Here is a 24,694-nt window from a genome sequence, read left to right on the forward strand (position 1 = left end):
CAAAGCGTGACGGTGACGCTGGAATTCGATAAAGATCTGCAATCCGCCGCAGCAGAGTTAGGTGGTACGACGATCACCTCGTTAGTGGCAACCGCGGACCCAAGTGTTTGGACTGGTGATGTAGTGGTACCAGACTCGTCAGAGCTCAATGTGGCGTTACTAGTTCGTGACTACCAAGACTTATCAGGGAATACCGGTAGCCAGAACACGGCTTACTCCATGCCAATTACACCGACAATACACCTAGACGTTATCAACGATGTTACTGGAGTGGAAAGCGTGACAGTAAGTGGTAGCAGTGAACGGTTTGAAGATGGTGAGTTCATAGATATTAAAGCAGTCGACGCTGATGGTACAGAAGCCACAGGCATGGCTACCGTGCTTTCAGACTCATGGACAACTGATTTAGACCTTTCAGGACTGAAGGAGGGGGTAGTGACGATTTATGTAAATGGTACCAACAAGCTTTCCGCCTCTGCCGAAGAGGCTCAAGCAACATTTAACTATGATCGTTTCGCAAGTACAGCCTCCTTAGGTGCTGTTTACAACCGATATTTTAGTGAGAACAAAACTTTAAAAAATGCGGCATAAATAAAGCGAGCGTTTAGCTCGCTTTATTTCTTTGGGACTTTTTGTGATATTTATCAAAATAATTGCCTTTATTGATAAGTTACTCGAATTAATGAATCGTCTTAATACAAGGCTGAATAACTATAATAACTAGGCCAATGTTGCTTTTAGGTGTGTATGACGTGATTGTGATGGTCGCTCGGCAGGTGCTGTGGTGAATGTGTCGCGTTGAAAATCTTTTTAAATATTATATATTTACGCTCGTTTCTATACTCTGAGTATAGTGTTCTGCATGAGGTCGATGGGTAATACCTCACCTCTTTAACTCGCGATGAAGCAAATTTAATCCTAGCAAGCTTCAGAGCAGTTACTTTTGTGAGTGCGTAATGCGCTCACCTTTTTATTTAAACTTCCTCAGTAACAGTCAATTTGTTGTTTGTTGCTGAGGAGGGCACCTCATAAACTTCTGAATTTCCTCGTGCTTACCTGAAGCGCACGTTACTACGATTTTTGTTAACTTCAGTCCATAAATTAAATTTTTTTAGATAGTAAGATTTTACCATTTTGACAGAGTGGGTGATGTTACTGGCTTTTATTGTGGTCAAATCGCATGTTTTAATAGTAAAAATCACCATTTTTTTTGGTGTTTTTGATTTCGGGCGATTTTTCTATCTCGTTGAAAATAAATGGCTAAGTAAGTAGGATACGCAGACCAAATCGTACTTGTAAGCCTTATCAGCTTAATTGTCACCGCAGCCATATTTACGATGTTGGTTGTGGAGAATTCAAATGCATTTAGTTTGCAAATTTATACCTAGCTCGAAGCTATCCTCCAACGAGCTATCTTATGTTCTTACACCGGACGAGTGTATAGGACAGCTTTCGCGTTTGCGAAATTCAGATGACATCCTTAGAAACCTCCCTAAAGAATTGGCGCAAAAGATTTCCATCTCTGCCAAAAAAACGACCAGCGCATTGCTAGCTGCGATAAGAATCGAATTGGGGAAAGGCAATTGGGTGTCATTATCTACCGTTGCTCGTCGTTCGCCATTGACGGACTCTCAGCTGCAAAGCTTCCCTAGACTTAAATCACTCGTTGACTCTGTATCTGCTTCGAATGAAAGCAAAGCTTTTAAAGCAGGATACAATCAGGTTACCGAAGATGTTGCTTTAGTTCGTAGTTACACGCATGTCCCCTCTGAGCCAAGCCCAGATCAAAAAATCGTTGTCGAGTTTGCAGGGCAGTGGTCTAGCAACGCGGCATGTTTGATGTTGGGAAAAACCGAAGCACAAAAAGAAAAAGTGACTGTAGGCAAGGCTGATACAGAAAACAAACACCGCAGCCTCGCGATATTTAAAGATCTCGAAGCTGAGGGCAAAACGCTCTATATCAAAATCCCTTGCACTGACCAGCCTCAGCCAATTTTGCTTAAACTCGCCCAAGACCTGCAACCCGTTGATAAAGAAACTCAGATGGATGAGTGGGATAACGTTTTGGTGCCTTTGGTTCCTGTTCATAAGAGTGATTCAGGGTATGTATCTATCGATCGCGGTTACATTTATGTCGTTTGGCAATCAGAAGTTTGGCGAGAAATCCAAGTTCAAAACGACGGACGCTTTTCTGATGTCGATCTATCACTCTACCAAAGCACTAAGTCCTCGCCTCAGAGATCGGTCGATATTAGTTTATATGATGAAGACTCCGAAGCATTTCTGTCAGGGGAAGCGTTTCAGTTGTACCAAGACGGTAAAAAAGTCTATGAGGGTGTGTTGGACGAATATGCTTGCGCCCGTGTTTTTGGTCTTACTGCAGAAGAAGTTGAGGTAGTGGTCGCTGGTTGGCCTAACGAAGGCGAAACATACACAGAATTACTTCAAACCGAATTGAGTCCATTTAAGGCTGGAAGTAAAACAAAGAGAGAGCCGCTTGGTGTTCCTTTGCCTCATATTTGGCTTCCATACAAAATAAACGGTAGCGTACAAAGTGATGTTGCTCTCTACTATTCTCGGACTCAACTCAATACTCAGCAACTCAATGAATTAAAGAGTGGGAATAATGAAAAAGCGGTTGAAGTAGACCTCTGTGATTATTCTTCTGCTCACAACTTTGATGCGAGCTCCGAACCTGTGATTTCGTTGCCGAATTTGGATACTCAAGCGCCAAGCAAATCAGATTACAATGCCGTCAGTCAAAAAGAGCAGGGTGTTGCTGCCGTTGTTGTTAACTCCCCAAGCGAAGGCGTCGTAATTACTTATAAAAGTAATCCCCAATGCGATCAACCAGATGATTATTTCCAACTGACGTGTGTTGATGAAACATGGAGCCAAAAGATTTTTTTGCGCGAGGCTGAGTTTGTGGATCAGTACTGCAAAGAAGTCGTGTTTAGTGGTTGGTTACCAGAAGTTAAAAGGGTCAATCTAACCCGTCATTGCCGATCTCATAACTCAGATAAAACGGTCTTAATGTCAGTAATTTATCAAGACATTGAACTCACGGAACTATTATAAAATGAAACGAACAACGTTAAGTATCACGCTTCTTTCGACAGTTATGTTATTAACAGGCTGTGGTGAAGAAAGTAATCAAACTTCGAATACTGCAACAACACAAACCGCAGAAAAAGAACCCGCTCAAAAGGCTTGTTACAACGTTGGTGAAACAACGTCATTCGAACGCAAAGATGTGACAGGACCACGCTGCCAATGGCAAAGTGAGCATAACTTTATTGTTTACTCTGAAGATCTGTCTAAGCCTGAATACCCAGGTACGCTTCCTGTCAAACCAGGTTATGCCGTACGCCGAGCAAAAGAGTGGCCTCGTGAAGATTTATCTGATGCGAGCTCTTATGACAAACCTCGAATTCAGTTTTGGTGGAATAATGTTAAGTTTAACGACCCACTCGTAAATGATTACGAAAACGGCTACAAAATTTGGAGCGTGAAAATTGATGGGACAGATTTACGCTTAGTCACAGATGATATACCAAGTACAGCTTCACCACAGAACTATGTGACGAGTCGTTCACCCAATAATCGTTATGTGGCTTATGCCTATAGCTTTGGTGGGCCTTTGATAAAGGCAATCTTTGACTTAGAAACGCAACAGACCATTCAGCTGGGTAGCGCGAGTACTAAGCCATATTTGGTCTGGGCGGACGATTCTAGCTACATCTATTTCTCAGACGGTTTTAAGCGCTTTAAATACACACTCGCGACGGGAACCAAAGAAGAGGTAGATGTACCGTTGTCTGAAGATACGGTCATTGTAGATGGCAAGTTAATCAATGCCGCGGGCTTGGGGGTGGGAGTTTATGACGCCAAGACACTCAAACGCTTATACACGATTTTACCTGAAAAAGAGTTTGAAGACTCCATCGATATTGAGAAGCGCATCTACCGCCAAATTGCTATCAGCCCCAATGGTAAATATGTATGGGGCATAAACTCGTATCGTAAGGTGCTGATCAATGTTGAGGAGCAAACTTGGCTTGCGTTTTCTAAGGAAGGCGATGAAAAGAACGTTTATGCGAAAGTTGTAAATATCAGTAACAACGGTAATGAAACACAGAGAGGAGCAGCAAAAATAACCATTAGACGTTATGGGTCAGATTACCGTTATGAAATGAATGGAAATGGCGCTCAGTCATGGAAGGTGATTCATTCTGGCAGAGTTGCTAAAACCCCAGTGCTTTATAATGCCGATGCTGACGGCGGGCGTTTTCTGGAGGTAGAAAACGATGAGTAATGACCTTAAGTATTTACCAACAGATGTCTATTTGTTTGGTGTCGATTTTCCTAATGTTGGGGATGCACAGAACCCTCGATATAAAGCACTCAATATCGAAAAAGACCTGACCTCATTAGAAGAGTTGAAAAATATCCGCCCTATGTCACGGCTTCCCATTGCAATAAATTTAGGTGAGGAAAGCGCAGCCCTTTGGGCGACAGACGATTTAGGTCGTTTACATGTACTGGGTGATTCTACTCAGAAAAACCAAAAAACCAATATCAATCAGGTTTTGGTACTGCGTTCGCCAGTACATGAGTTAGCACAGAAGACGTACAAGCTGTCTTTTCCTGAATGGTCAATGCTCACAGAGTTGGCGATTGGTGCCCAGAGTAATGCTCGGCCAATCAAAAAGGCGTGCTCAGAACTTGCCTCTATCTTAGGAAATCTAAAGGGAAATGGGAGCAAGAAAACACTGAACTCGCTAGAAAAAAAAGTGGAATACGCTGTCACAGAAGTAAAGCGCTCACAACTTGCGCCTAAATATGAAGCGGGCACTCAAGCACTAACTGATGAGCAAGTTGCGTATAACAAGTGGTATGACTCTGTTCCTGAAGATAAGCCCATTCGTGGCTTTATTGTACCCACGTTCTCATTTCTCGCAGTAGCATTTTCAACACAAGAGTATGCTGATGCAATTGTTAAAGTTACTCGTTTTGATGAGGAGAGCGGACAGCACCTCAACCTGCAAGACGAAGAAATCATAACGCAAGCACAACTTGACCGAAACAGTGATTCGCATCGTCCAATAGCTTTGTTTCCGTTGGCGTCGGAGGTTTTTACTGATGGCATGTACACCATTGAAGTGGTTTTTGATGTTGACCTCATCGATGAGATACCTGAGTTTGCACAGAATGCCACTAATGTAACCAAAGAGTATGATGAATTTGGTGATGCTACTAGAGTCAGCTACGAGCTACGAGAATACATCACGCTTAGCCAAACGACACCGTTTGGTAAGATCGCGGTTGTTGCGGGCGACATGATCTCACTTGAAGAGTCTTTGATATACCAATTTCCTACGCAGTTTAAAGCTCTACAAGCCTTCCGAATGGGGGAGCTTGAAAACCTAGAGAATAGCGGAACGACTGCCAGTATGAGTGCTGCACTGTGGGAGATTGGCACAAAAGTGACACCAAGTTTGGTTAATGCTGGCATTAATATTCATCAAAACCCATCAAGTAAACATGATGTGATTGGGAGTTTAGCAAACACGTTTTGGGGGCAAGTAGATAAGGGCGCATTACCTCCAGCCATGATTTCGGCATTGGAGTTTTCATTTGGGGTATCGGCTACCGCAGCAGCTTACCAAACTCTTCAAGATTTACGCCAAGCGGCATCTGAATCCGAGCGTGCAGCTCAAGTGGGCTTAAAAGCGCTCCTCAAAGAGAAAGGATTTGATAAAAGTAAGTTCTTTACCAAGGTGATTGAACCTGCGAGAAATGGCAATGCCCACGTTGTGGCGGGGAGTGCTGCTAGAACGTGGTTGACAGGTAACGGCAGTGTCAAAAGCTTTTTGTCGCCCTTTGCTGGGGCCGGGCTCAATGCAATTAACACCTTCTATGAGATAAAAGCGATCACTGACAAAAGCGAGCAATTACGCTTAGCAGAAGAGAAAGCTAAACTCAGGAAAAGTTATTTTGAGCAGGTATCACGCGATTATCTGAACTGGGTACCTGTCTGGAAAGAAAGTCTGAAGAGCGGGGAATTACTGCTTAAGCAAATCATAGATAAGTTAGGCGACAATGTAACGTTTACTGACAGTATTCCGAATGACGTTGCTGAAGACAGTGCAATGTTTGTTAAAGACCATAAAGGTGCCGGTTTACGCTTGGTTTTTCCTTTTGATAACAACCAGGTTCAAGCCCCGCACTTGTCGTATTTGGCTGCGGTCGATAAAGAATTATCTAAGATTCCAAATGCCGTTGTTGAAATCGAAGGGCATGCCTGTCAAAACGGTGATTCAGAATATAACCAAAACCTTTCGCAACAGCGAGCGCAGCATGTTGCTGAGTTCTTTTCTTCAGTCAGTGGTATTCGTTTTTTTGGCGAACGTCGACCGATAGTCGAGGTACCAAACAACGAAATCAAACGCGAAAACGCGCAACTTAATATTAACCGACGTGTTGAAGTTCGCATCTATCTACAAGAGTTTGCGGCGAGAATTCCACCGAGTCGACTCGGCTTTAAGGCTATGGAGCAAGCGCGTTTAGCTCAGTTAGATGCGAACTTGGGAGAAGAAGCAATTGCAAAAGAGCTCAAGCTAGCTATCTTCGAGATGATCGTTGGTATGGCTTGCTATGTTCCGATAATAGGACAGGCAGCAAGAGGCTTTTTCGTTGTCAAAGAAGGCGGGAAAATGCTGATGAGTGGCGCCCAGTTGCTAGACTCTGTGCTCTTCGATTATTACTTGTCTTCCTACAACGAAGTTAGAAAAAGCATATCTGCAATTGAACAGCTTAGCCATGAAACCACAGAAATTATTGATTCACTGGCTGAGATTGATACCCAATTGACTGAGTTGTATTTTTCGTCTTCAGATGCGTTAGTTGAGCACTTAGGAAAAGCTACGGGTGCAAAGGAGTTGATTAAGCGCTATCAACGCCGTGCACTTGCTATTAATGGTTTGGTGCTTTTGATTCAAAGAGCTTGTTCTGAGGGCGAACAAGAGTTCACAGAACAGTGGCGAACACTAGCCATCGATGAATACATTCAGCGATTTATAGAAACCGATGGCTGGGTATTAAACACAGAGTTAAAAGAAAATTTGTGTAACTTGTGGCTCCAAGAACTCATGCGTCGTGAGGGACACAAGCAACTAATTGAAAGTTACGGTGAAGAAATCGCTGAACAAGTCATCACTCGTAATAAAGCAAACTATATTGCTCCAAAAAGGAAAGATGTTTCTGGGGCGTTTAATGTTGCGTTTCCAGTGCAAGACAAGCTCTATAATCGCGATCAACAACGAGGCTTAGTGGAGTTTGCGACACAGTTTAATGTTGAGTCTAAAAAATTATCAGAAGAGGACCTAGGGTTCGTTAGGTTATTAGTCTCTGAGCCTCATGACAACTCTAAATGGGTCACCTTTGATGAGTGGGAGAAGGTACGATTAAAAGCAAATAAAAAGGTGCGATTATCGCCTTTCCACCGTTTGAAGTGGCAAATGGTGTTAGGCAAACAAAGTCTGAAACAGATGACGTCAAATGTGTTTCAGTGTGAGATGTCTTATCAGCGCACTGACGGTTTACTTAATACCAGTGGACCTAAGTTTAATTTGATGTTCAAGCCGATGAAACACGAGGAATTTAGTGTAGATCCCAAAGGTGAGTTGGCCGAATTTTTTGAGGCGGAAAAAGCAGACGGCAAAGTCCTTATTGGTTGTGAGTTTGAACCGTATTTTTACTTTGGCGATGATGTCTTCTCTGGAGTGAAGCCTTTGATCGCTAAGCACGATTTAGTCGATTATAGCGGATACTTATCTAAAGTTGCTCTCGGTCCGATTTTTGGGCAGGTGATAAAAATTGACTCCCAACAAGATGTACTCAAAGAATATGTAAACAGCGGTGGCTTCAAAAATATGACCTATGAGTTCACTCTATCTGGAAGCAACTATAAGCTACCAGTACGAGTGGACAAGACAGTCGGACGATTTATTACGTCACCTAGACAGATTCCTGTAGGAGTCGATACAAACCATAACTATACACTCTCTGCTAAATCGGGCTTTATTGCGAACGGAAATAGTGTGTCAGAGAAAGACTTGTTAACGCTAGATTTTGTCTTACATAGTAAAGTTCATAAAGGCCCGACAAAGCCTATTATCGAAGACATTAAGCACAGTGCGATTGCGGTCAACTACGGAAATAAACGACAGTTTATGAACGAGGACAGTATGTTCACTACTGCAGATGAGCTCAAAGGCTTTGATTGGACTTCGAATAAGTCATTCGCTATGGAAGTTATGCTTATTGGTGGCAAGCACAGAAAAGAGTCGTATGAGGGACAAAACCTCGAATGGCAGAGTGTTCCAGTTTCACTAAAGCTATCTACTACTTTTGATAATGAAGCCGTATTCGGATCTGAAACTACCGCTGGTCCTGAGTATCTAAGTAACCTTACTTATATTGGGATACTAAAGAAGAACGGTTCTAAATGGACGCTAGATGACAGCGATGTGGTTAACAAAAATATAGATGCAGATTTTGTCTCTGAGGCTCTATCCAACATAGACATGGATGAAGATTTCGATGGTAAGGTGGTCTACGCGTCTCGTTTTGAGTTCGCATTTAAAGCGCTGAACGGGCAAGAAATCAAGGGGCTTCGACCATTTGGACCCGTTGTTTCGACATCTGGTCGATTCCAAGAAGCAGTTCTAAAGGTGTCCTCTCTAGTACAACGTAATACAGCGGAAAAAACACCGTTTAAACTTGGAAGCTTTGAGATGTCGTTGGGCAGGCAGTATAAAAATGTAGATGAGTTATCTTATTTTTCTGATTGTGAAGACCCAAGCTATAAAGTTGATAAAGATATGTACGTCAACTGGGCAAAACTGAAACCAGAAGAGCGTACAGAACGTTTAGTAACTTGGATTAGAGACCCATACTTGGCAACCATCATTGAAGCGTCGATTCTCAATAAATAAAAAAACCGCCTTCGGGCGGTTTTTCTTTTCTTATCAATGGAAACTGAAGTAAGATTTTCTCGCTTCTCGCTTCTCGCTTCTCGCTTCTCGCTTCTCGCTTCTCGCTTCTCGCTTCTCGCTTCTCGCTTCTCGCTTAACCAGCTGCAGAAATATCGTATTTCTTCATTTTATGGTTGAGTGTGCTCATTGGAAGTGCCAATTGCTCAGCTGCTTTCTTGGTGTGCCAATTGCAGGCATTTAAGCAATCGATGATCACTGTGCGCTCGTATTGGCTGACAACGTCCTTAAGGCCCATTGAAGCGTCTTCTAAATCCGCTTGTGCTGGCTCGTAGGCAGGTTGTTCTGGGGCAGGTGACGCCGCTGTTACTTCAACACTTGGCGTATCTTCTGGGATTTGTTCACCAAACTCAATGTGAGTGATGGTTTCAAAATCGGACAGTAGCACTGAGCGTTCGATGATGTTTTTAAGCTCACGCACGTTACCTGGGTATGGGTACGCAAGAAGCTGTTTACGGACGTTGGCACTTAACCCTGGTGCTTGCGGTAAACCTAGCGTGTTGGTGGTGTGTTGCACGAAATGTTCGGCAAGGGGAATAATGTCTGACTTGCGAGCTCTCAATGGTGGTAATGTAATAGGGAACACATTCAAACGATAGAACAAATCGGCACGGAATCCGCCATCTTTGATTTGCTGCATAAGATTACAGTGGGTTGCGGCGATAACGCGAACGTCCACCTCAATCTCTTTGCTGGTACCGATAGGGCGAACTTTGCGTTCTTGCAGTACACGCAGTAACTTTGCCTGCAGTAGCATTGGCATATCGCCAATTTCATCCAGGAAAAGCGTGCCGCCGTTGGCTGCTTCAAACAAACCGACTTTGTCTTTATCTGCGCCCGTAAATGAACCTTTCTTATGCCCAAAAAGCTCAGATTCCAATAACTGCTCTGGAATAGCCGCACAGTTCTGAACGATCAAAGGCTGTTCTGAACGATTAGAGTTTTCGTGAATGTATTTCGCGATCACCTCTTTACCAGCGCCCGTTTCACCACGCAACAGAACGTCGACAGGAAGAGATAGCACCTTATCAAGACGATTCAAGACATTGAGCATTTCTTCGCTCTCTGCAATAGGACCTTGATAGGCTTTCTGGGTACGTTTTTTGAGCTGAGTATTCTCGCGCACTAGGGCTTGATTGTCTGCATTGAGATTTTTAATCACTTGCCCGTATTGCTCTAACCACACAGCTTGGCGAATATTACTCGCGGCCATACGACAAAACTCAGTCAAGGCTGCCTCGTTATCGATGACGTTCAAATCGAGTAAGACTAACAGTCCAATGGTTTTGCTTTCGCTATCAATCAAAGGCCAAGCCAATAAGTTCTCGCTTTTTAATCCCAGTGTCTGCTCAGTTTGATAGATGCTTTCGCAGTCATAGCCGTTGTACTTATACAACTCGTTAATCAACACCACTTCACCATTACGAATGGCAAAGTTAAATGGGTCGTTCTCACTGGCTGAGTCTAACTGTAATGCTTCCCAAGGGTGGGAAACGATAGTTTTATCGTTATGGTGAGCGGTACTTGGAATCAACGCCTGTCCAGTCTGGTCCAAAACGTAAATGATGCCGTGCTTTGCGAGGGTCATTTGTCTCGCAGCAGTCAACACAGCATCCAAGGTTTGGGTAAGCTGGCTGCGATCAGCCAAAGACTGACTGATCGCAAGTAGGGCGTTACTAAGTTCGCTATGGTTAGCTGAACGCATAGGTTAGTGTTCCTTGCTCATCGACAGACACTTCGATTTGCGTATGTGAATCATCCTTGTCATGCACTAATAGCTGAGTCGATAGTTGCGGCAGCAACTGACGGTTGATGACCGCGTCGATATTACGCGCGCCTGTTTCAGCAAGGCGGCAGTTACCTAGTACGAACTCAACCAAACTTTCTTCGTAGCTCAGAGACAATTTGTGATGGCTCTGTAGACGCTGAGAAACTTTGTTCAACTTGTGGTGAATAATTTCTGTCATTGCTTCATCAGACAGAGGAACAAATGGTAGTACCGACATACGTGCCAATAGCGCCGGTTTGAAGTGTTGGTTCAAAGTAGGGCGGATAGCTTCTGCGATGATGTTTGCATCGATGTCTTTTGATTGATGAACTAAAGATTCGATCTCGTGCGTAGCAAGGTTACTGGTCATGATGATCAGCGTGTTCTTGAAGTCGATTGTGCGGCCTTCGCCGTCGTTCAGCGTGCCTTTGTCGAACACTTGGTAGAACAGGTTCAACACTTCAGGGTCGGCTTTTTCCACTTCATCAAGAAGAACAACAGAATATGGACGTTGACGAACCGCTTCTGTCAGCATGCCGCCTTCGCCGTAACCTACGTAACCCGGAGGTGAACCGATTAGGCGAGATACCGTGTGCTTCTCTTGGAACTCAGACATGTTAATGGTCGTCATAAAGCGCTCACCACCAAACATTTGATCAGCGATCGCACGAGCTGTCTCGGTTTTACCCACGCCACTTGGGCCAACCAGCAGGAATACGCCTGTTGGTGCGTCTGGGTTACCTAGACCAGCTTTCGCAGTTTGAATGCCTTCAGACAGTGCATCGATAGCGTATTCTTGGCCTTTGATGCTTTGTGTTAGGCTTTCTTTCAGTTTTAGCGTGGTTTCTGCTTCGTCTTGAAGCATCTTACCCATTGGAATACCAGTCCAGTCCGAGATCACATGGCTGACTTCATCTGGGCCCACTTCAAAGTGAACCAGTGGGTTGCCATTGCGGATTACATCTAGCTGTTCTTGGCAGGCCGAAATGGCAATGCGAACGGCTTCTTCATCCATTTCTGCATATGGAGAAACGTCTTGCTCTTGTTCTGAATCTTCGTCTGCAGCAAGCTCTTCTTCATTTGTTTCGCCAAAGACCAGTTCATGTAAGCGAGAGCGTAGAGCAATCATCTCTTGGATCTGCTCTTTTTCTTTGTGCCATTGCGCTTCTTGTTCTGCTAGCTCTTCTTTCGTTGTTTCCATTGCCAGTTTTAGGTCTGGAATGTTAGCAAGGCTGTGCTTGTCGCCAGTTTGCTGCAGAGCATCACGCTCAAGAGCTTCTAGCTCGCGCTGTTGAGCTGCAAGTTCTTGCTGCAGAGTTTCAACAGAAGCAGGAGTGGCATTAAGGCTGATGTTCACTCGCGCGCATGCTGTATCTAGAACATCAATGGCTTTATCTGGCAGTTGACGACCAGAGATGTAACGAGCAGAAAGTGCTGCCGCAGCAGTGATAGCATCGTCACGCACGTAAACGTTATGTGATTTTTCATAAGCAGGGCGCAGACCACGAATGATCAATGCTGCTTGTTCAGGAGATGGTTCGTCGAGTTTCACCAATTGGAAACGACGTGCAAGGGCAGGATCTTTCTCGAAGTACTTCTTGTATTCCGACCATGTTGTTGCGGCGATGGTTTTCACTTCACCACGTGCTAGGGCTGGTTTTAGCAAGTTTGCCGCGTCGCTGCCGCCCGCTTGGTTACCGCCGCCAACAAGGGTGTGCGCTTCATCGATGAAAAGAATGATAGGGGTTGGCGAGTTTTTCACTTCATCCAATACTGCGTTTAGGCGTTTTTCGAATTCGCCTTTTACGCTTGCACCAGCTTGCAGAAGACCCATGTCCAGGCCGTAAAGCTCAACACCTTTGAGGTTGTCTGGTACGTCACCTTGTACAATCTTAAGTGCCAAACCTTCTACTACTGCGGTTTTACCAACGCCCGGTTCACCAACAGCAATAGGGTTGTTTTTACGGCGACGAGCAAGGATGTCCACGATTTGGCGGATTTCTTGGTCACGGCAGAAAACAGGATCGATTTCGCCTTTGCGTGCTTTACCAGTGAAGTCTGTCGTGAACTTGCTCAGTGCTGAGCCATCCTCACGAGCTTGTGTTTTCTCTGAAGTAGCAACTTGCGCCTCAATAGAGTGGCTTGTTAGCTCTGCAAAGTTACGCTTAAGGCTGTCAGGGTTTACCGCTTCAAGGATAGAGGCGTAACCATGTTGGCCGTAACGGAGAGGGTTACTAACAAGAGTAAGGAGTAGGGCACCAGAGCGGATTTGTGTTTCGGATAGATCTAAAGAAGAAACCAGCCAGCTTTCTTGTAACCATTCGATTAATAAAGCAGAAAAAACAGGTTTGCTGCCATTTCCTTTGGCGTTGGTGTCGAGTGTGGATCGAACCGATTGTCTTAATAAGTTCTCAGAACAATCAAAATGACTTAATAAGACGTCAAAATCACTATTTGGCCTTTCTAATAGACTCAGTAAATAATGCTCAATTTGAACTTCGTTTGCTTTTTCAGAGACTGCAAGTGCAGCGGCGTCTTCTAATGCTACTTTTGCAATCGGGTGTAGACGCTGAATTAATGAAGAAAGGTTTATATTTATCATAGCCATTTTATTCTTTAGAGGAAAAGAGGTAGCGGCTATTATACTAAAAGTGATTGCGTTCTTTTTTTATCAAGATATTTTGACTATCGTTTGTTGGTTATTTTTAATGATTATTGTGACATTAATGTTTGCGGTTATTTTAATGGCGTTGTCATTCTAAATTAATTGATAGTAAAAGTGTCGGATTTATTAGTTTTAATGACTTTATTTACACAGTTTTATATGGTTATTTTCACTTTTTAAAGTTAGAACAATTTATTATTATCTTAATCCAACTTTTTGGTTTTTTATCCAATAAATTGTACTCAATATATTAGTGAATAATGCCTGATATTGCTTAAGTTGTTGTTTTTGTTTGATTTTTAAAGTTGGCACGGACTTTGATTATACCAACTAGTCGCGGTGATAAGCGATTTGGTGATTTAAACAAAACAGATTTTAGAAAAGGAAATAGCGATGCCAACTCCAGCATATATGTCTATCCAAGGTGAGACTCAAGGCCATATTACTAAAGATACTTACTCTGCAGATTCAGTAGGTAACACATGGCAAGAAGCTCACGTTGATGAGTTCCTAGTACAAGAACTTGATCACGTGCTAACAGTTCCACGTGATCCACAAAGTGGTCAGCCAACTGGTCAACGTGTACACCGTCCACTTGTTGTAACTAAAGTTCAAGATCGCTCATCTCCACTACTATTCAACGCACTAGTATCTGGCGAAAAACTTCCTGAGTGTGTGATCCGCTTCTACCGCACTTCAGTTCAAGGTAAACAAGAGCACTACTACTCAATCAAATTGATTGATGCGCTACTTGTCGATATCCAAACTCGTATGAACCACTGTCAAGACGCAGCAACAGCTGACCGCGTGACAGAAGAAGTGCTTAAGTTCACTTACCGTGCGATCGAAGTAACTCACGAAAACTGTGGTACTGCGGGTAACGACGACTGGCGTGCTCCACGCGAAGCTTAATTGCTCGTCGCGTAAAGATTCAGGGCCAACGATTGTTGGCCCTAATTCGATTATTTGTATCAGGTAAAAGATATGGTGAATGACGTAGAATTTAAATTTGAAGTGCCTGGATGTGGGCATGAATTTCGGGTCGAGAGCTTTCATGTTCATGAAGAGTTATCTAAGCCTTTCCACATCAATCTCTCATTACTTTCACTTGATCCAGATATCTCGTTCGATGAGTTAATACGTAAAGCAGGAACATTGACACTTTACGGACAAGGTGTTGGGGCTGCGCGTGTGTTCAACGGCGTGGTGAATGAAGTTCGTTACTTAGGGACTGGACGTCGTTTTTCTCGTTATCAATTAGTCTTGGTTCCTCAAGCTTGGTTCTTATCTCAGCGCCAAGATTGTCGTATTTTCCAGCAAAAGTCAGCGCAAGACATCATCACAGAAGTACTCGATGATGGGGCAGTCACCGATTACCGATTTGAAGTGTCGGGTACTTATCCTCCAAAAGAATACGTTCTGCAATACCGTGAGTCTGACTTGCACTTCGTGCAGCGTATGATGGCTGAACACGGTATGTGGTATTACTTTGACCATAGCGATTCAAATCATACGATGGTCATTGTCGACAGTAATGACTCGATTGCACCTTTGATAAGCTCGCCACTAAATGCTTCTTACATTGGGCCGATTGTTTATCATGCCGATGGTGGCGGTGTTGCCGATCGCGAACATATCTCTGATCTCGAGTTAGTTAACCGCGTTAGAACGGGACAGGTTACGTACACAGATTACAACTACGAACACCCTAAAATTCCACAAGAGATGACACAGGCTGGCGAGCTAGACCAAGATCTCAAGCAGTTTGATTATCCTGGACGATACGTCGACCCGCTGATGGGGCAGGTGAGAACCACGGAGTGGATGTCGGAACACATAGTCGATAATCAACAAGTGGAAGCAACGAGTGACGTAATGCGCTTAGCATCTGGTTACAGCTTTAACGTCAGTGACCACCCGCGTTCTGAGATTAACCGCGATTACCTCATGTTGTCTGTAATGCACACAGGTCAAGATCCGCAAGTGCATGAAGATGAAGCGAGTGGTATGCCAACCACTTACTACAACCAGTTCTCATGTATTCCACGTGATGTGGTGTTTAAAGCGCCTAAACTAGCAGCACCAGTGGTTGATGGCCCTCAAACGGCGGTTGTTGTAGGACCAGAAGGTGAAGAGATTTACACCGACAAGCTTGGTCGAGTGAAAGTACAGTTCCATTGGGATCGCTACGGTGATAACAACGAGCATTCAAGCTGTTGGATTCGTGTAAGCCAATCCATGGCGGCGCCAACATGGGGCGCAGTTTATTTGCCGCGTATTGGCCACGAAGTCGTAGTAACTTTCCTTGAGGGGGATCCAGATCGTCCGTTAGTTACGGGCGCAGTTTACAACGGTTTGCATTTCCCACCGTACTCTTTGCCAGAAAACAAAACTCGTACCACGTTCCGCACGCAAACGCACAAAGGAACAGGTTACAACGAGTTGAGTTTTGAAGACGAAGCGAACCAAGAAGAAGTCTATATTCATGCTCAAAAAGACATGTCGACCAAGGTGCTCAACAACCGTTACCGTGATATCGGTCAAGATGAATTCTTGAAGGTTGCACGTCACCAAACGAATGAAGTTCATGGTGACCATAAAGAAACCATTCATGGACATAAAACGACACAAGTAAACAGTACGTTTACCGAGACAGTCGAGCAAGACGTTACCGTCACATACAACGCGAACGAAGCCCAGTATGTGAAAAACAATTCTGACTTAGAAATTGGTGATAACCGTACGACTAAGATCGGTAAAAATGATGACTTAGATATTGGCGAAAACAGTAACCTTACTATCGGTGCGTCTAAGAGTTCAGATATTGGTGCGGATGATAACCAGACGATTGGTGGCAACTTAACGGTATCAGTGAAAGGGAACACCGCTTATAAAGCCGATGGTGCAACGCAAATTATCAGTGGCGACAAGATTGTATTGAAAACGGGTGGTTCCTCTTTAGTGATGAACAGTGATGGTTCAATAAAGTTATCAGGCTCGGCTATTACGATCGAAGGCAGTGACAAAGTCGTCGTGAAAGGTGGCAACGTAGTGGTTAACTAACAATGGAAAAACAACCTCTTACAACAGAAGTAATATCAGAGCAGCAAGCCGAATCAACGGCTTGCTTTTCGCGTTTTGGAAGAATAGTGGCTATCAATGAGTCTACGGGCAGTGTGCGAGTTGATTTTGATGGTAACCCATTTAAGCAGCCACTCACTGCGAGACTAGGACGTGGCTTTCGTCGTTCTGAGCTGCAAATAGCTATCGATAATCGATTAAGTTGTCGAGTTGAATTTTTGAACGACGACTTAAGCTTGCCTCTTGTGACGGACATTTTCTTCTCCATTCTGGATGACTCTGACGAGTTTGTATTGCGAGCGAAGAAGATGGTTATCGAGACAGAACAAGAGTTGGTAGTCAAAAGTGGTGAGACAGAAACTCGCTATAGCGGGCGCGATGGACGAATTACCACTAAAGCGAAGTACGTCACCTCTCAAGCAGAAAAAGCACAAAAAATTCAAGGCGGAACGATCGCAATTAACTAATTACCTAGCATTAGCTAATTTACGTCGAGTTAGCTAATTACTTTGTATTAACTAATTGCAATCGCGTTATGGCACGCTAATAACGGATAACTAGATGCGACAAAGAATCGGTGTCGAGCACCTAAAGGCACCCATAACCAATCAAGAAGTCGAAGGCGCGTTAGCAAAAGCTGAGCGCGCTGTGAACGACCTTTCCCAATTGCCAGTAACATGGCTGGATTTCTGTAATGAAAAGCTGTCCATTGCTTCTGAAAGTATCGGTTTTTTAATCAGGCAGCGAGTTCAAATTCACAAAAGGGGTTATCCAAGTCGTGAGTTGGCGTATCTCAAGCTGATTGAACGCCAAATTGAAGAACTGAAGCAGGTGTACTTGTCGTTTTATCGGTTAGCACCGGGGTTGATTCATCAATTAAGAAGCAAAGAGCCAGAAATCTACAGCTGGCTGATGCTACAAGGCGAGTTGGGCTCAGCGTTGGATAACCTTTTGTGCGGCTTGAGTTTACTCGAAGATATTGACGCTAAAACCGCAATGGTCATTGCCGTACAATCTCCGGTTGAATCTATGGATAGTACGCTTTCGGAGCTTATTGAGGGTAATGCGACATCCAGTGCGTTTTACTTTGAATGCTTACGTGTACGTCAAACATTAAGTGTTTCTCTCATCAAGCGTTGGAACAAAGCCAGCATCATTAGCTCTCATGTTGCTTTGCCACTACTCGCTTTACAAGACGTGAAAGAGGGGATTGATTGGCTCAATGACAATGCAGGCAGCGAACAATATCTATTTGAACGTTTGATTACCAAACGTGACAGAGGCACTTGGTTCCGTCAGAGCTTTGGCATCGAACCAAATGGATTACCATCAGCGCAAGTGCTCACTTATGCCAAGTTGCTTGAGTTAAAAGAGTTTGAGGCGTTTGATATCTCTTCTTCATTAGCACCTGTTGATTTTGCGCTGAGTGGCGATTGGAAACTGGTGCCCCAAATCATCGAGCACTTGGAAAGTCTGGAGGAAGCTGAGGGTGAAATTTGGCTTCAAGCTTTGTATGTCGTCTACGGAAAGCTTCTTCCTCTGACTCCGCAAGATGTTGGTGTCGAATATGAATGGGAAGAGATCGTCGATCTGCTCAATGAGTGGGTGGAAGATGAAAAATATATCCAAAATCTACCAAGCCGCTTGGGTTACGCATTGAGCTTCGAGTCTACGTTAGCTGCGATGCAAGATGCTAACGTTGATGTGCTGTTCCGCGACTGGCTATGGCGCCAAATCTGTATTCAATCCAGAGCCTACGTGCCTTGGGATATGGCAATGCCGATTCATCAACAAGACTGGAACTTTAACAATTTAAAGGCCGCACCTTCTGCGAGCGAACGATTCAACTTAAGGAATAGCAATGCAGTTATGGGATATTGAGGCGCACCCTGAGCTATCACTTAAAGGTCGTTTTCAACGTGACGAAAACGGCGATGAAGTGTGGGTTGTCGTTGCCAAACGCACATGGCAATTCGATGGTGTGGTTTGGCACGAATTAGGTGAAAGTGAAATCTTCGATGATCCCCAATATTTGGGCGAAGAAGGCTTCTCTGCGATGAAAGTTGACCACGAGTTCGCGTATACCAAAGACAATACAGATGTACTTGTTTACGGTAAAGCGCGCAGTTACGCGAAAAAGCCAGTGACATACCAAGAGTGTCGCGTGTTGATTGATGGTCATATCGATAAGACTCTCGCTATTCACGGGGAACGCGTATGGGTTGAGCATGCTGGCAGTATCACGCTGAGCAATCCAGTCCCATTTATTGAAAAAGACATTGATTACACTTGCGCGGTAGGCGGTGATTTACGTAACCGAATAGGTGGTGGGGTTGCCGACTCCAATAAAGAATTGCTTGAACAGAAAGTACCCTCGGTTTTTTATCCCCGAGAGGACTGGAGTGCCGCCGCGAGAAAACTACGCGTTGCGGGGTTCGGGCCAGTGCCTCCGTTCTTTGAGTCGCGCCAGAAGCTGGCCGGCACGTTCGATGACGATTGGATTGAGAATCGCAAGCCAATGTTGCCACTCGATTTTGATAAGCGGTTCTTCCAAAGCGCGCCTATTGATCAACAGTGCAAAGGCTTTCTTCGTGGGGGGGAGCGTTTGATGATGAGTGGTTTTTGTCATGATGACACGCTTTCATTTCGAATCCCTAAAGAAAAATACCGTGCGATCGCGACGTTTAAAGGTCAAAGTTATCAAGCTGATATGGCGATGTACACCTTATTCGTTGATGCGGAAAAGAAAACTATATCAATCAGTTACACGGCTGCGTTTCCTTGTCAGGGCAAGGAGCATTTGTTGGTGTCGACATCGATCACTAAGTTGGAAGAGGTAAGCGAGCATGCATAATTCAACAGGCCGTTACGTGCTAGGGATGGAAGTGATGACGCCAACCGGTATGAATTTAGATATTGCTAGTGCAGTTTCGTATGCTGATTTAGGAAGATTCGACCAATGTGTAGGGGATGATGGTATCGAGCGTTTTACTTACGCCAAAATCGAATACACCAAAGAAAGTGAGCAGTTTGAGAAAACGTGTGAGTTAATCACCCACTTGCTTGATTCATTGTTAGCACAGTTACCACGTTCATTGAGACCAATACCTTTGCTTATAGCTGTGCCTGCGTCTGTTTCACTAGTAAAGGTGCAAGAATGGCTTGGTGAAAGTAACTATGCTGAATTTCTCTCTGTGGTGAATGCTGTTCATGCCAGTGGGCCCAGTTTCGTTCTCCAGGCCATGAAATCATTGGATAAATATGATGCTATGATGTGTATCAGTGTCGATTCCTTGGTGAGTTCGATGCAAACACTCATCGACGATGCGATGGTAATGAGTACCAATAATCCATGGGGCGTTATTCCGAGCGAGGGTGGGGCGGGTTTAATTCTTTGTCGAAAAAACACCGTAGAAACATTGAAACTTAAGCCTCAAGCGCAGCTTGGCTACATTGATACGGAATTAAACACTTCAGACCGAAGAGGCATGTTTCGACTTGTTCAACGTGCGAGTAAAAAGCTCGATTCATTTGGTGAAGTGTATTCCGATATGACGAACCTGCGCATGCATTCGGAAGATTACGGCTTTGCTCTGGGGGCGAAAGCAGAACGATTCACGAACCCAGAACAACCGCAGCTTATCAATGAGTTGTGGGGCACAATGGGTAGTTGTTCTTCTCTCGCTTTAATTGCCTTTGCGGTCAGAGAGCACCACTTTAAGCAACCAACTACATTGTTAATGTTCGACTTTCATGGTGACAAAGGAGTTCTCCAATTACTGCAATGTTAGTGGGCACTCATCGATCAAATGGCAATGAAAATATACTCATATTATTAGGTTGAAGTTTGTAACACGAAAAAGCGTATAACTCATGCAGTGAAAGCGTAAGTAAAAAGGTCTAATAAGTTAGTAATAATAACTAAAATAATAGGCTTACTGTTTGTTTTAAATACCAACCTTGATACAAGTACGTTCAAGAAAATATTATTCAACTCTAATAATATTTATTCTATGAAAGAGTACTAAGTGTCTAATAATCAGAGTACAGCCAAAGGATATATCGATCAGTTGGTTGTTAAAGCTATTGAGAAAAAGAAACTGAATGAGCAAAGGCTAGCAGAAAAAAATAAGCCGAAGCTTGAGTACGTGCTTTTTTCACAGTTTGATGTATTAGACAAGCTTCCTTCTAAAAATGGTAAGACAACGGTTTACCATCTTGCAAAAAAAGGGCAGCCAGAGAAGCAAATCTGTTGCAAAGTTATCAATGATGACTCGCCAGAATTTGCGAGCAAAATGTTGATTAACGAAGCGAGCAGGCTGGAGCTTTCTCAACACCCTAGCGTGGCTAACTTTGTAAAAATCGGCAACGAATTCGAACGCCCATATTTGATGTACGAGTGGATCCAAGGTGAATCACTGGCAGAAAAAATGGAGCGTCATTCTTCTAAAGGCTTCCGCCACGACCACATCGCTTGGTTGGTGTATCAACTCGCTGGCGCTCTAGAGTTTATGCATACAAGAGGTATCTGCCATCTTGATATTAAACCATCTAACGTATTAGTGAGTGAAGGCGATTACGTTAAGCTCATTGATTTCGGCGCTGCTCGTTACATTGGAGAGACAGAACCATACGCAGAGGCAAGCTTGAGCTACGCTTCCCCTCTTTATATAGAAACTGGCATCGCGGAACCGCAAGATGATGTTTACTCTCTCGCTTTGCTCGCTGGACATCTATTTTTAGGCTCAATATTTGGTGATGCTTGGAATAAGCAGTTAAAAGACCGAAAGCGTCCGGCTTTGATCCCGGTTCATATTTGGAAATTGCTGAAAGAAGTCATCAACAAACCAAGAGGGCATGGCTATACCGCTATTTCTTTTGCTCAACAGTTAGCGCGAATCGATACGCAATCAATTAGCTCAAATTCTAACGCACCAATTTTCAGTAGCTTGCGTAACGCGGACTTGCTGCTTACACACTGTAAGCCAAATGATAAAACGGCGTATGGTCGCTTTAAAATATTAGAGGCGAGCTTAGTGTTGAGTGTGCTGGCAACAGCAGGAAGTTATTTATATCAACAGAATAAAGATCAATTGGATGCCATTTTTTCCCGAGGTGTCACTACTGTAACTCACGTTATTACGCCCTCTGAAACGGCTTCTTTTTTGGCTCAGCCTCCATGGAAAATCAAAGAAGAATTGTCTCAAGCTACTCAGAGTATTGATATGACAGTAGCTTATCGAACAGCATATCAAGCTCAGCAGTTAAGCCTCTCGAATTTATATGAAGAAAAACAGGCTCAGTTAACGTCGTATCAATCGTTAGCGGATGGCTTACCAATGGCATTAGTCGAATTACGTAAGGAGCTTGTCACCTTGCGAGAAACCCTTGTTCGTGACGGTGCTCTGTTTCCATATGCGGATGAGGCGTTGACTAAAGTGATGTCTGGGTTAAATGTCGCGTCTATCGATTCCATGAAAGTATCTGCCATAGCTGGCAGTCGAGATAAGCAGATTGCTCGCTTAATTTTAGATGGTGAAGCTAAGCTCGCAGAAAATGAAATGAAAGAGGCATGGTTGTTAAACCAGTCACAAGCCTATTTCTACAACCAAATCTTACCAAAGGCTGTGATGGAAAATATTAATGACTCCATCGATAAACATGCAGAGGCGCACTTTTACACCAAAGCAATTGAAGAAGCCGAATTAGCCAAAGCCTACTTCGGTAATACGCCAGAACTAGACAAAAAAATAAAGGATTTAATCGTCGCAAGAAGCGAATTTATTTTGTTTAGCACCGTGATGGAGCAATCCGTTTACGACAAACAAAAGCTACATGAATCCCTTGCCGATTTAGAACGGAATGCACCAAGTAAATTTACAGAAATCACGAAAATTCTAGATAGCATGGCGTCAGATGCGATTGAGCAGAGCCATCGATTATCTAAGCCAGCAAATGGCGCAATTGCGGTAGCGCGTGCGTTGAGAGATTACTTGACTGAAGGAGACGTGAATTTTGTCCAACATTGATATCGATCGTCTGCTTAATCCTATTTCTGATGAATCTCCAGTGGGAAACGATGCCCGTTACGAGTTTTGCTACGAAATGATGGAGTCCGAAGTGAAGAAATTCGGTTCCTTGTTTGGCGAAACAGTAGATTGGAGCGTGGTAAAAACGCACGCGACTGAAGTTCTAGAGCACCACAGTAAAGACTTAAAAGCCATTTGTTACCTCGTTCGCGCGCTAACAGAAGAGTTTGGTCTGCAAGGCTTTGAACAAGGTCTAAAGCTGCTTAGTGAGGCGTTAAGTCGCTTTGGCGTTGAATTGTATCCTTCGCGAAAGCGGGGTCGAGATGGCGCGGTCGAATGGTTGAACCATCAGTTTAAACTGGTCAGCAACAAGTTAGCGGAAAGCGCTCAGTCATGGGATTTGGTATCAAACTGCATTTCGACTATTGAAGAAGTGCAGCGCCAGTACGACGAGGTTTACCAAGACTCAGAAGCGGATTTCTTTGAGATTCGCACTCAACTCAATGTTTTATCTCAACAAGCGGCGGCTGATGAGCAGAGCGATGATGCAGTCGTTAACGTTGAACAAGCGGCGCCTGCACCAGCTACGCAGTCTGCTGCCGAAGAAACGCCAGCGCAGAATGAAGTGCAAACCGCACCGGTGAAGGCGGTTCCGCCGGCCCCTAAACCTGCGCCAGTTAAGAAAGCGGTAGCAAAAGAAGTCGATGTCGATACGGACTTCTCTTCGCCTACGGCTTCTAAGCGCACCTTGAAGAAGGTTGCGGAAGTCATGCTTCATGCGAACCCAAGTGATCCGCTGGCTTACCGGATTTATCGTCATCTGACTTGGGATGACATTGATGGTCTACCCGACCACCAAAATAATCAAACGCCTTTGAGCTTGGCAGTGTCGTCCGATCAACAAGCGGAATACCGAGATAAAGCTGAACAAGAAAGCGACATCGACACCATTAAGCGTTTGGAGCGCACATTAACGGATGCGCCGTTTTGGCTGACGGGCCATTACTTCGTGTATTCGATGCTTAATAACTTGGGCTTTGATGATGCAGCGCTTGCTGTGAAACAAGAAGTGACGCGTTTTGTTGAATCGCTAGAGGGCATCGAGCACCTCTCATTTAAGAATTCTATACCATTTGCAGATGAAGCGACCTTGAGCTGGTTATCGACTCAAGATACTACTTCTTCGACTTCTCAACCCGTTGTTCAAACGGTTGTGATTTCGCAGGAAGACTCGCTGCCAATGGAGGATATCACTCTAGAAAATCTAGGGGAATGTGCCGCAGAGCTTGCCCACAAACTTGAGCTGGATAGCTCGGGACGAGGGCAGTTCATGCTGTATTTACAATTGATAGCAGCTTACCAGTCTGTTGGATTATACCCGTTGTGTTTGCCGTATCTTGAGAAGGGGTGGGAAGTACAAAAAGCGTTTAATCTCGCGAGCTGGGAACCCCACTTATCGTCACAGTTAGAAGACCTAATTCGAAAAACACTCCATCGGTTATTTGGAAGCAAGGATCTTCTACCTGAGAAGTATGAAGAGTGGAAAGCAATTTACGACTAATTAAAGAGTTAGATAAGGAACGAATTATGTCACGTGACGGCTCGGTGGCTCCTAAAGAGCGAATTAATATCCGTTATGTTCCAGCAACTGGCGATACGCAAGAAGACGTAGAGCTGCCGCTAAGCATGATGGTAGTTGGCGACTTTACTGCGCGTGCAGATGAGACACCAATTGAAGAACGTACTCCAATTAACATCGACAAAGACAACTTTAACGAAGTGCTAGAGGGCATGTCTCCAAACGTTAAAGTCAACGTTGAAAACCGTCTTTCTGATGAAGAAGGCGGCCAGATTGGTGTTGATCTGACCTTCCAAAACATGAAGGACTTCTCTCCTGAAGCGATCGCGAAAAGTGTACCTGAACTAAACAGCCTACTTGAGCTTCGCGAAGCCTTGGTTGCACTTAAAGGTCCTCTAGGAAACGTGCCTGCGTTCCGTAAGAAGATCGCATCGGTTCTTCAAGATGAAGAAGCGAGAAAGAAACTGTTGGATGAACTAAGCATTGGCAACGACCAAGACGCGAAAGAAGAGTAAG

General features: G+C 44.2%; 14 protein-coding genes and 1 pseudogene. 13 read left to right on the top strand and 2 right to left on the bottom strand.

What is annotated here, in order from left to right; genetic code table 11:
• The 4 genes and pseudogenes from R8N47_RS00560 to R8N47_RS00575 all read left to right on the top strand — a co-directional run.
• A pseudogene (locus tag R8N47_RS00560) lies at positions 1-591 on the top strand (hypothetical protein); the annotation flags it as partial.
• 768 nt (positions 592-1,359) lie between these two features.
• Positions 1,360-3,078, top strand: a complete 1,719-nt coding sequence (locus R8N47_RS00565) for a hypothetical protein (RefSeq protein WP_064354666.1) — start codon at positions 1,360-1,362, stop codon at positions 3,076-3,078.
• A 1-nt stretch (position 3,079) separates the two neighbouring features.
• The gene (locus R8N47_RS00570) at positions 3,080-4,315 is read left to right on the top strand and encodes a TolB family protein (protein WP_064354667.1); all 1,236 of its coding nucleotides are present in this window, start codon (positions 3,080-3,082) and stop codon (positions 4,313-4,315) included.
• Positions 4,308-8,999, top strand: coding sequence for an OmpA family protein (locus R8N47_RS00575; RefSeq protein ID WP_064354668.1), 4,692 nt, complete (start codon positions 4,308-4,310; stop codon positions 8,997-8,999). Before R8N47_RS00570 ends, R8N47_RS00575 begins: the two co-directional genes overlap by 8 nt.
• 133 nt (positions 9,000-9,132) lie before the next feature.
• Here the strand turns inward: R8N47_RS00575 and R8N47_RS00580 are convergent, their stop codons facing one another.
• Entirely contained in the window at positions 9,133-10,761 is a 1,629-nt protein-coding gene (locus R8N47_RS00580; RefSeq protein WP_064354669.1) for a sigma-54-dependent Fis family transcriptional regulator, read from the bottom strand.
• Positions 10,748-13,426: a type VI secretion system ATPase TssH gene (gene tssH, locus R8N47_RS00585; protein WP_154204443.1), complete on the bottom strand. Its 2,679-nt coding sequence runs from the start codon at positions 13,424-13,426 to the stop codon at positions 10,748-10,750. Before tssH ends, R8N47_RS00580 begins: the two co-directional genes overlap by 14 nt.
• Before the next feature lie 456 nt (positions 13,427-13,882).
• On the opposite strand from tssH, the gene R8N47_RS00590 reads away from it, so the two are divergent.
• The 9 genes from R8N47_RS00590 (at position 13,883) to tssB (ending at position 24,693) form a co-directional block, all read left to right on the top strand.
• Positions 13,883-14,401: an Hcp family type VI secretion system effector gene (locus R8N47_RS00590; RefSeq protein ID WP_005373415.1), complete on the top strand. Its 519-nt coding sequence runs from the start codon at positions 13,883-13,885 to the stop codon at positions 14,399-14,401.
• Positions 14,402-14,473: 72 nt separating this feature from the next.
• Positions 14,474-16,552 (top strand): type VI secretion system tip protein VgrG, encoded by a 2,079-nt coding sequence (tssI, locus tag R8N47_RS00595; RefSeq protein ID WP_064354670.1) that lies wholly within the window; start codon positions 14,474-14,476, stop codon positions 16,550-16,552.
• A gap of 2 nt (positions 16,553-16,554) precedes the next feature.
• The gene (locus R8N47_RS00600) at positions 16,555-17,037 is read left to right on the top strand and encodes a hypothetical protein (protein WP_064354671.1); all 483 of its coding nucleotides are present in this window, start codon (positions 16,555-16,557) and stop codon (positions 17,035-17,037) included.
• Between the two features lie 94 nt (positions 17,038-17,131).
• Positions 17,132-18,451 carry a hypothetical protein gene (locus R8N47_RS00605; protein ID WP_064354672.1) on the top strand — a complete coding sequence of 440 codons (1,320 nt, stop codon included), beginning with the start codon at positions 17,132-17,134 and terminating at the stop codon, positions 18,449-18,451.
• Positions 18,432-19,424, top strand: a complete 993-nt coding sequence (locus tag R8N47_RS00610) for a DUF2169 domain-containing protein (RefSeq protein WP_064354673.1) — start codon at positions 18,432-18,434, stop codon at positions 19,422-19,424. Before R8N47_RS00605 ends, R8N47_RS00610 begins: the two co-directional genes overlap by 20 nt.
• Positions 19,417-20,361, top strand: coding sequence for a hypothetical protein (locus R8N47_RS00615; RefSeq protein ID WP_033906406.1), 945 nt, complete (start codon positions 19,417-19,419; stop codon positions 20,359-20,361). The genes R8N47_RS00610 and R8N47_RS00615 overlap by 8 nt, the downstream gene beginning before the upstream one ends.
• A gap of 237 nt (positions 20,362-20,598) precedes the next feature.
• Complete coding sequence (locus R8N47_RS00620) at positions 20,599-22,599, top strand: serine/threonine protein kinase (RefSeq protein WP_053307564.1); 2,001 nt, start codon at positions 20,599-20,601, stop codon at positions 22,597-22,599.
• The gene (gene tssA, locus R8N47_RS00625) at positions 22,586-24,160 is read left to right on the top strand and encodes a type VI secretion system protein TssA (protein WP_064354674.1); all 1,575 of its coding nucleotides are present in this window, start codon (positions 22,586-22,588) and stop codon (positions 24,158-24,160) included. Before R8N47_RS00620 ends, tssA begins: the two co-directional genes overlap by 14 nt.
• 26 nt (positions 24,161-24,186) lie before the next feature.
• Positions 24,187-24,693, top strand: coding sequence for a type VI secretion system contractile sheath small subunit (gene tssB, locus R8N47_RS00630; protein WP_005373381.1), 507 nt, complete (start codon positions 24,187-24,189; stop codon positions 24,691-24,693).
• Position 24,694: the final 1 nt, after the last annotated feature.

The sequence above is a fragment of the Vibrio sp. 2132-1 genome (assembly GCF_033344315.1).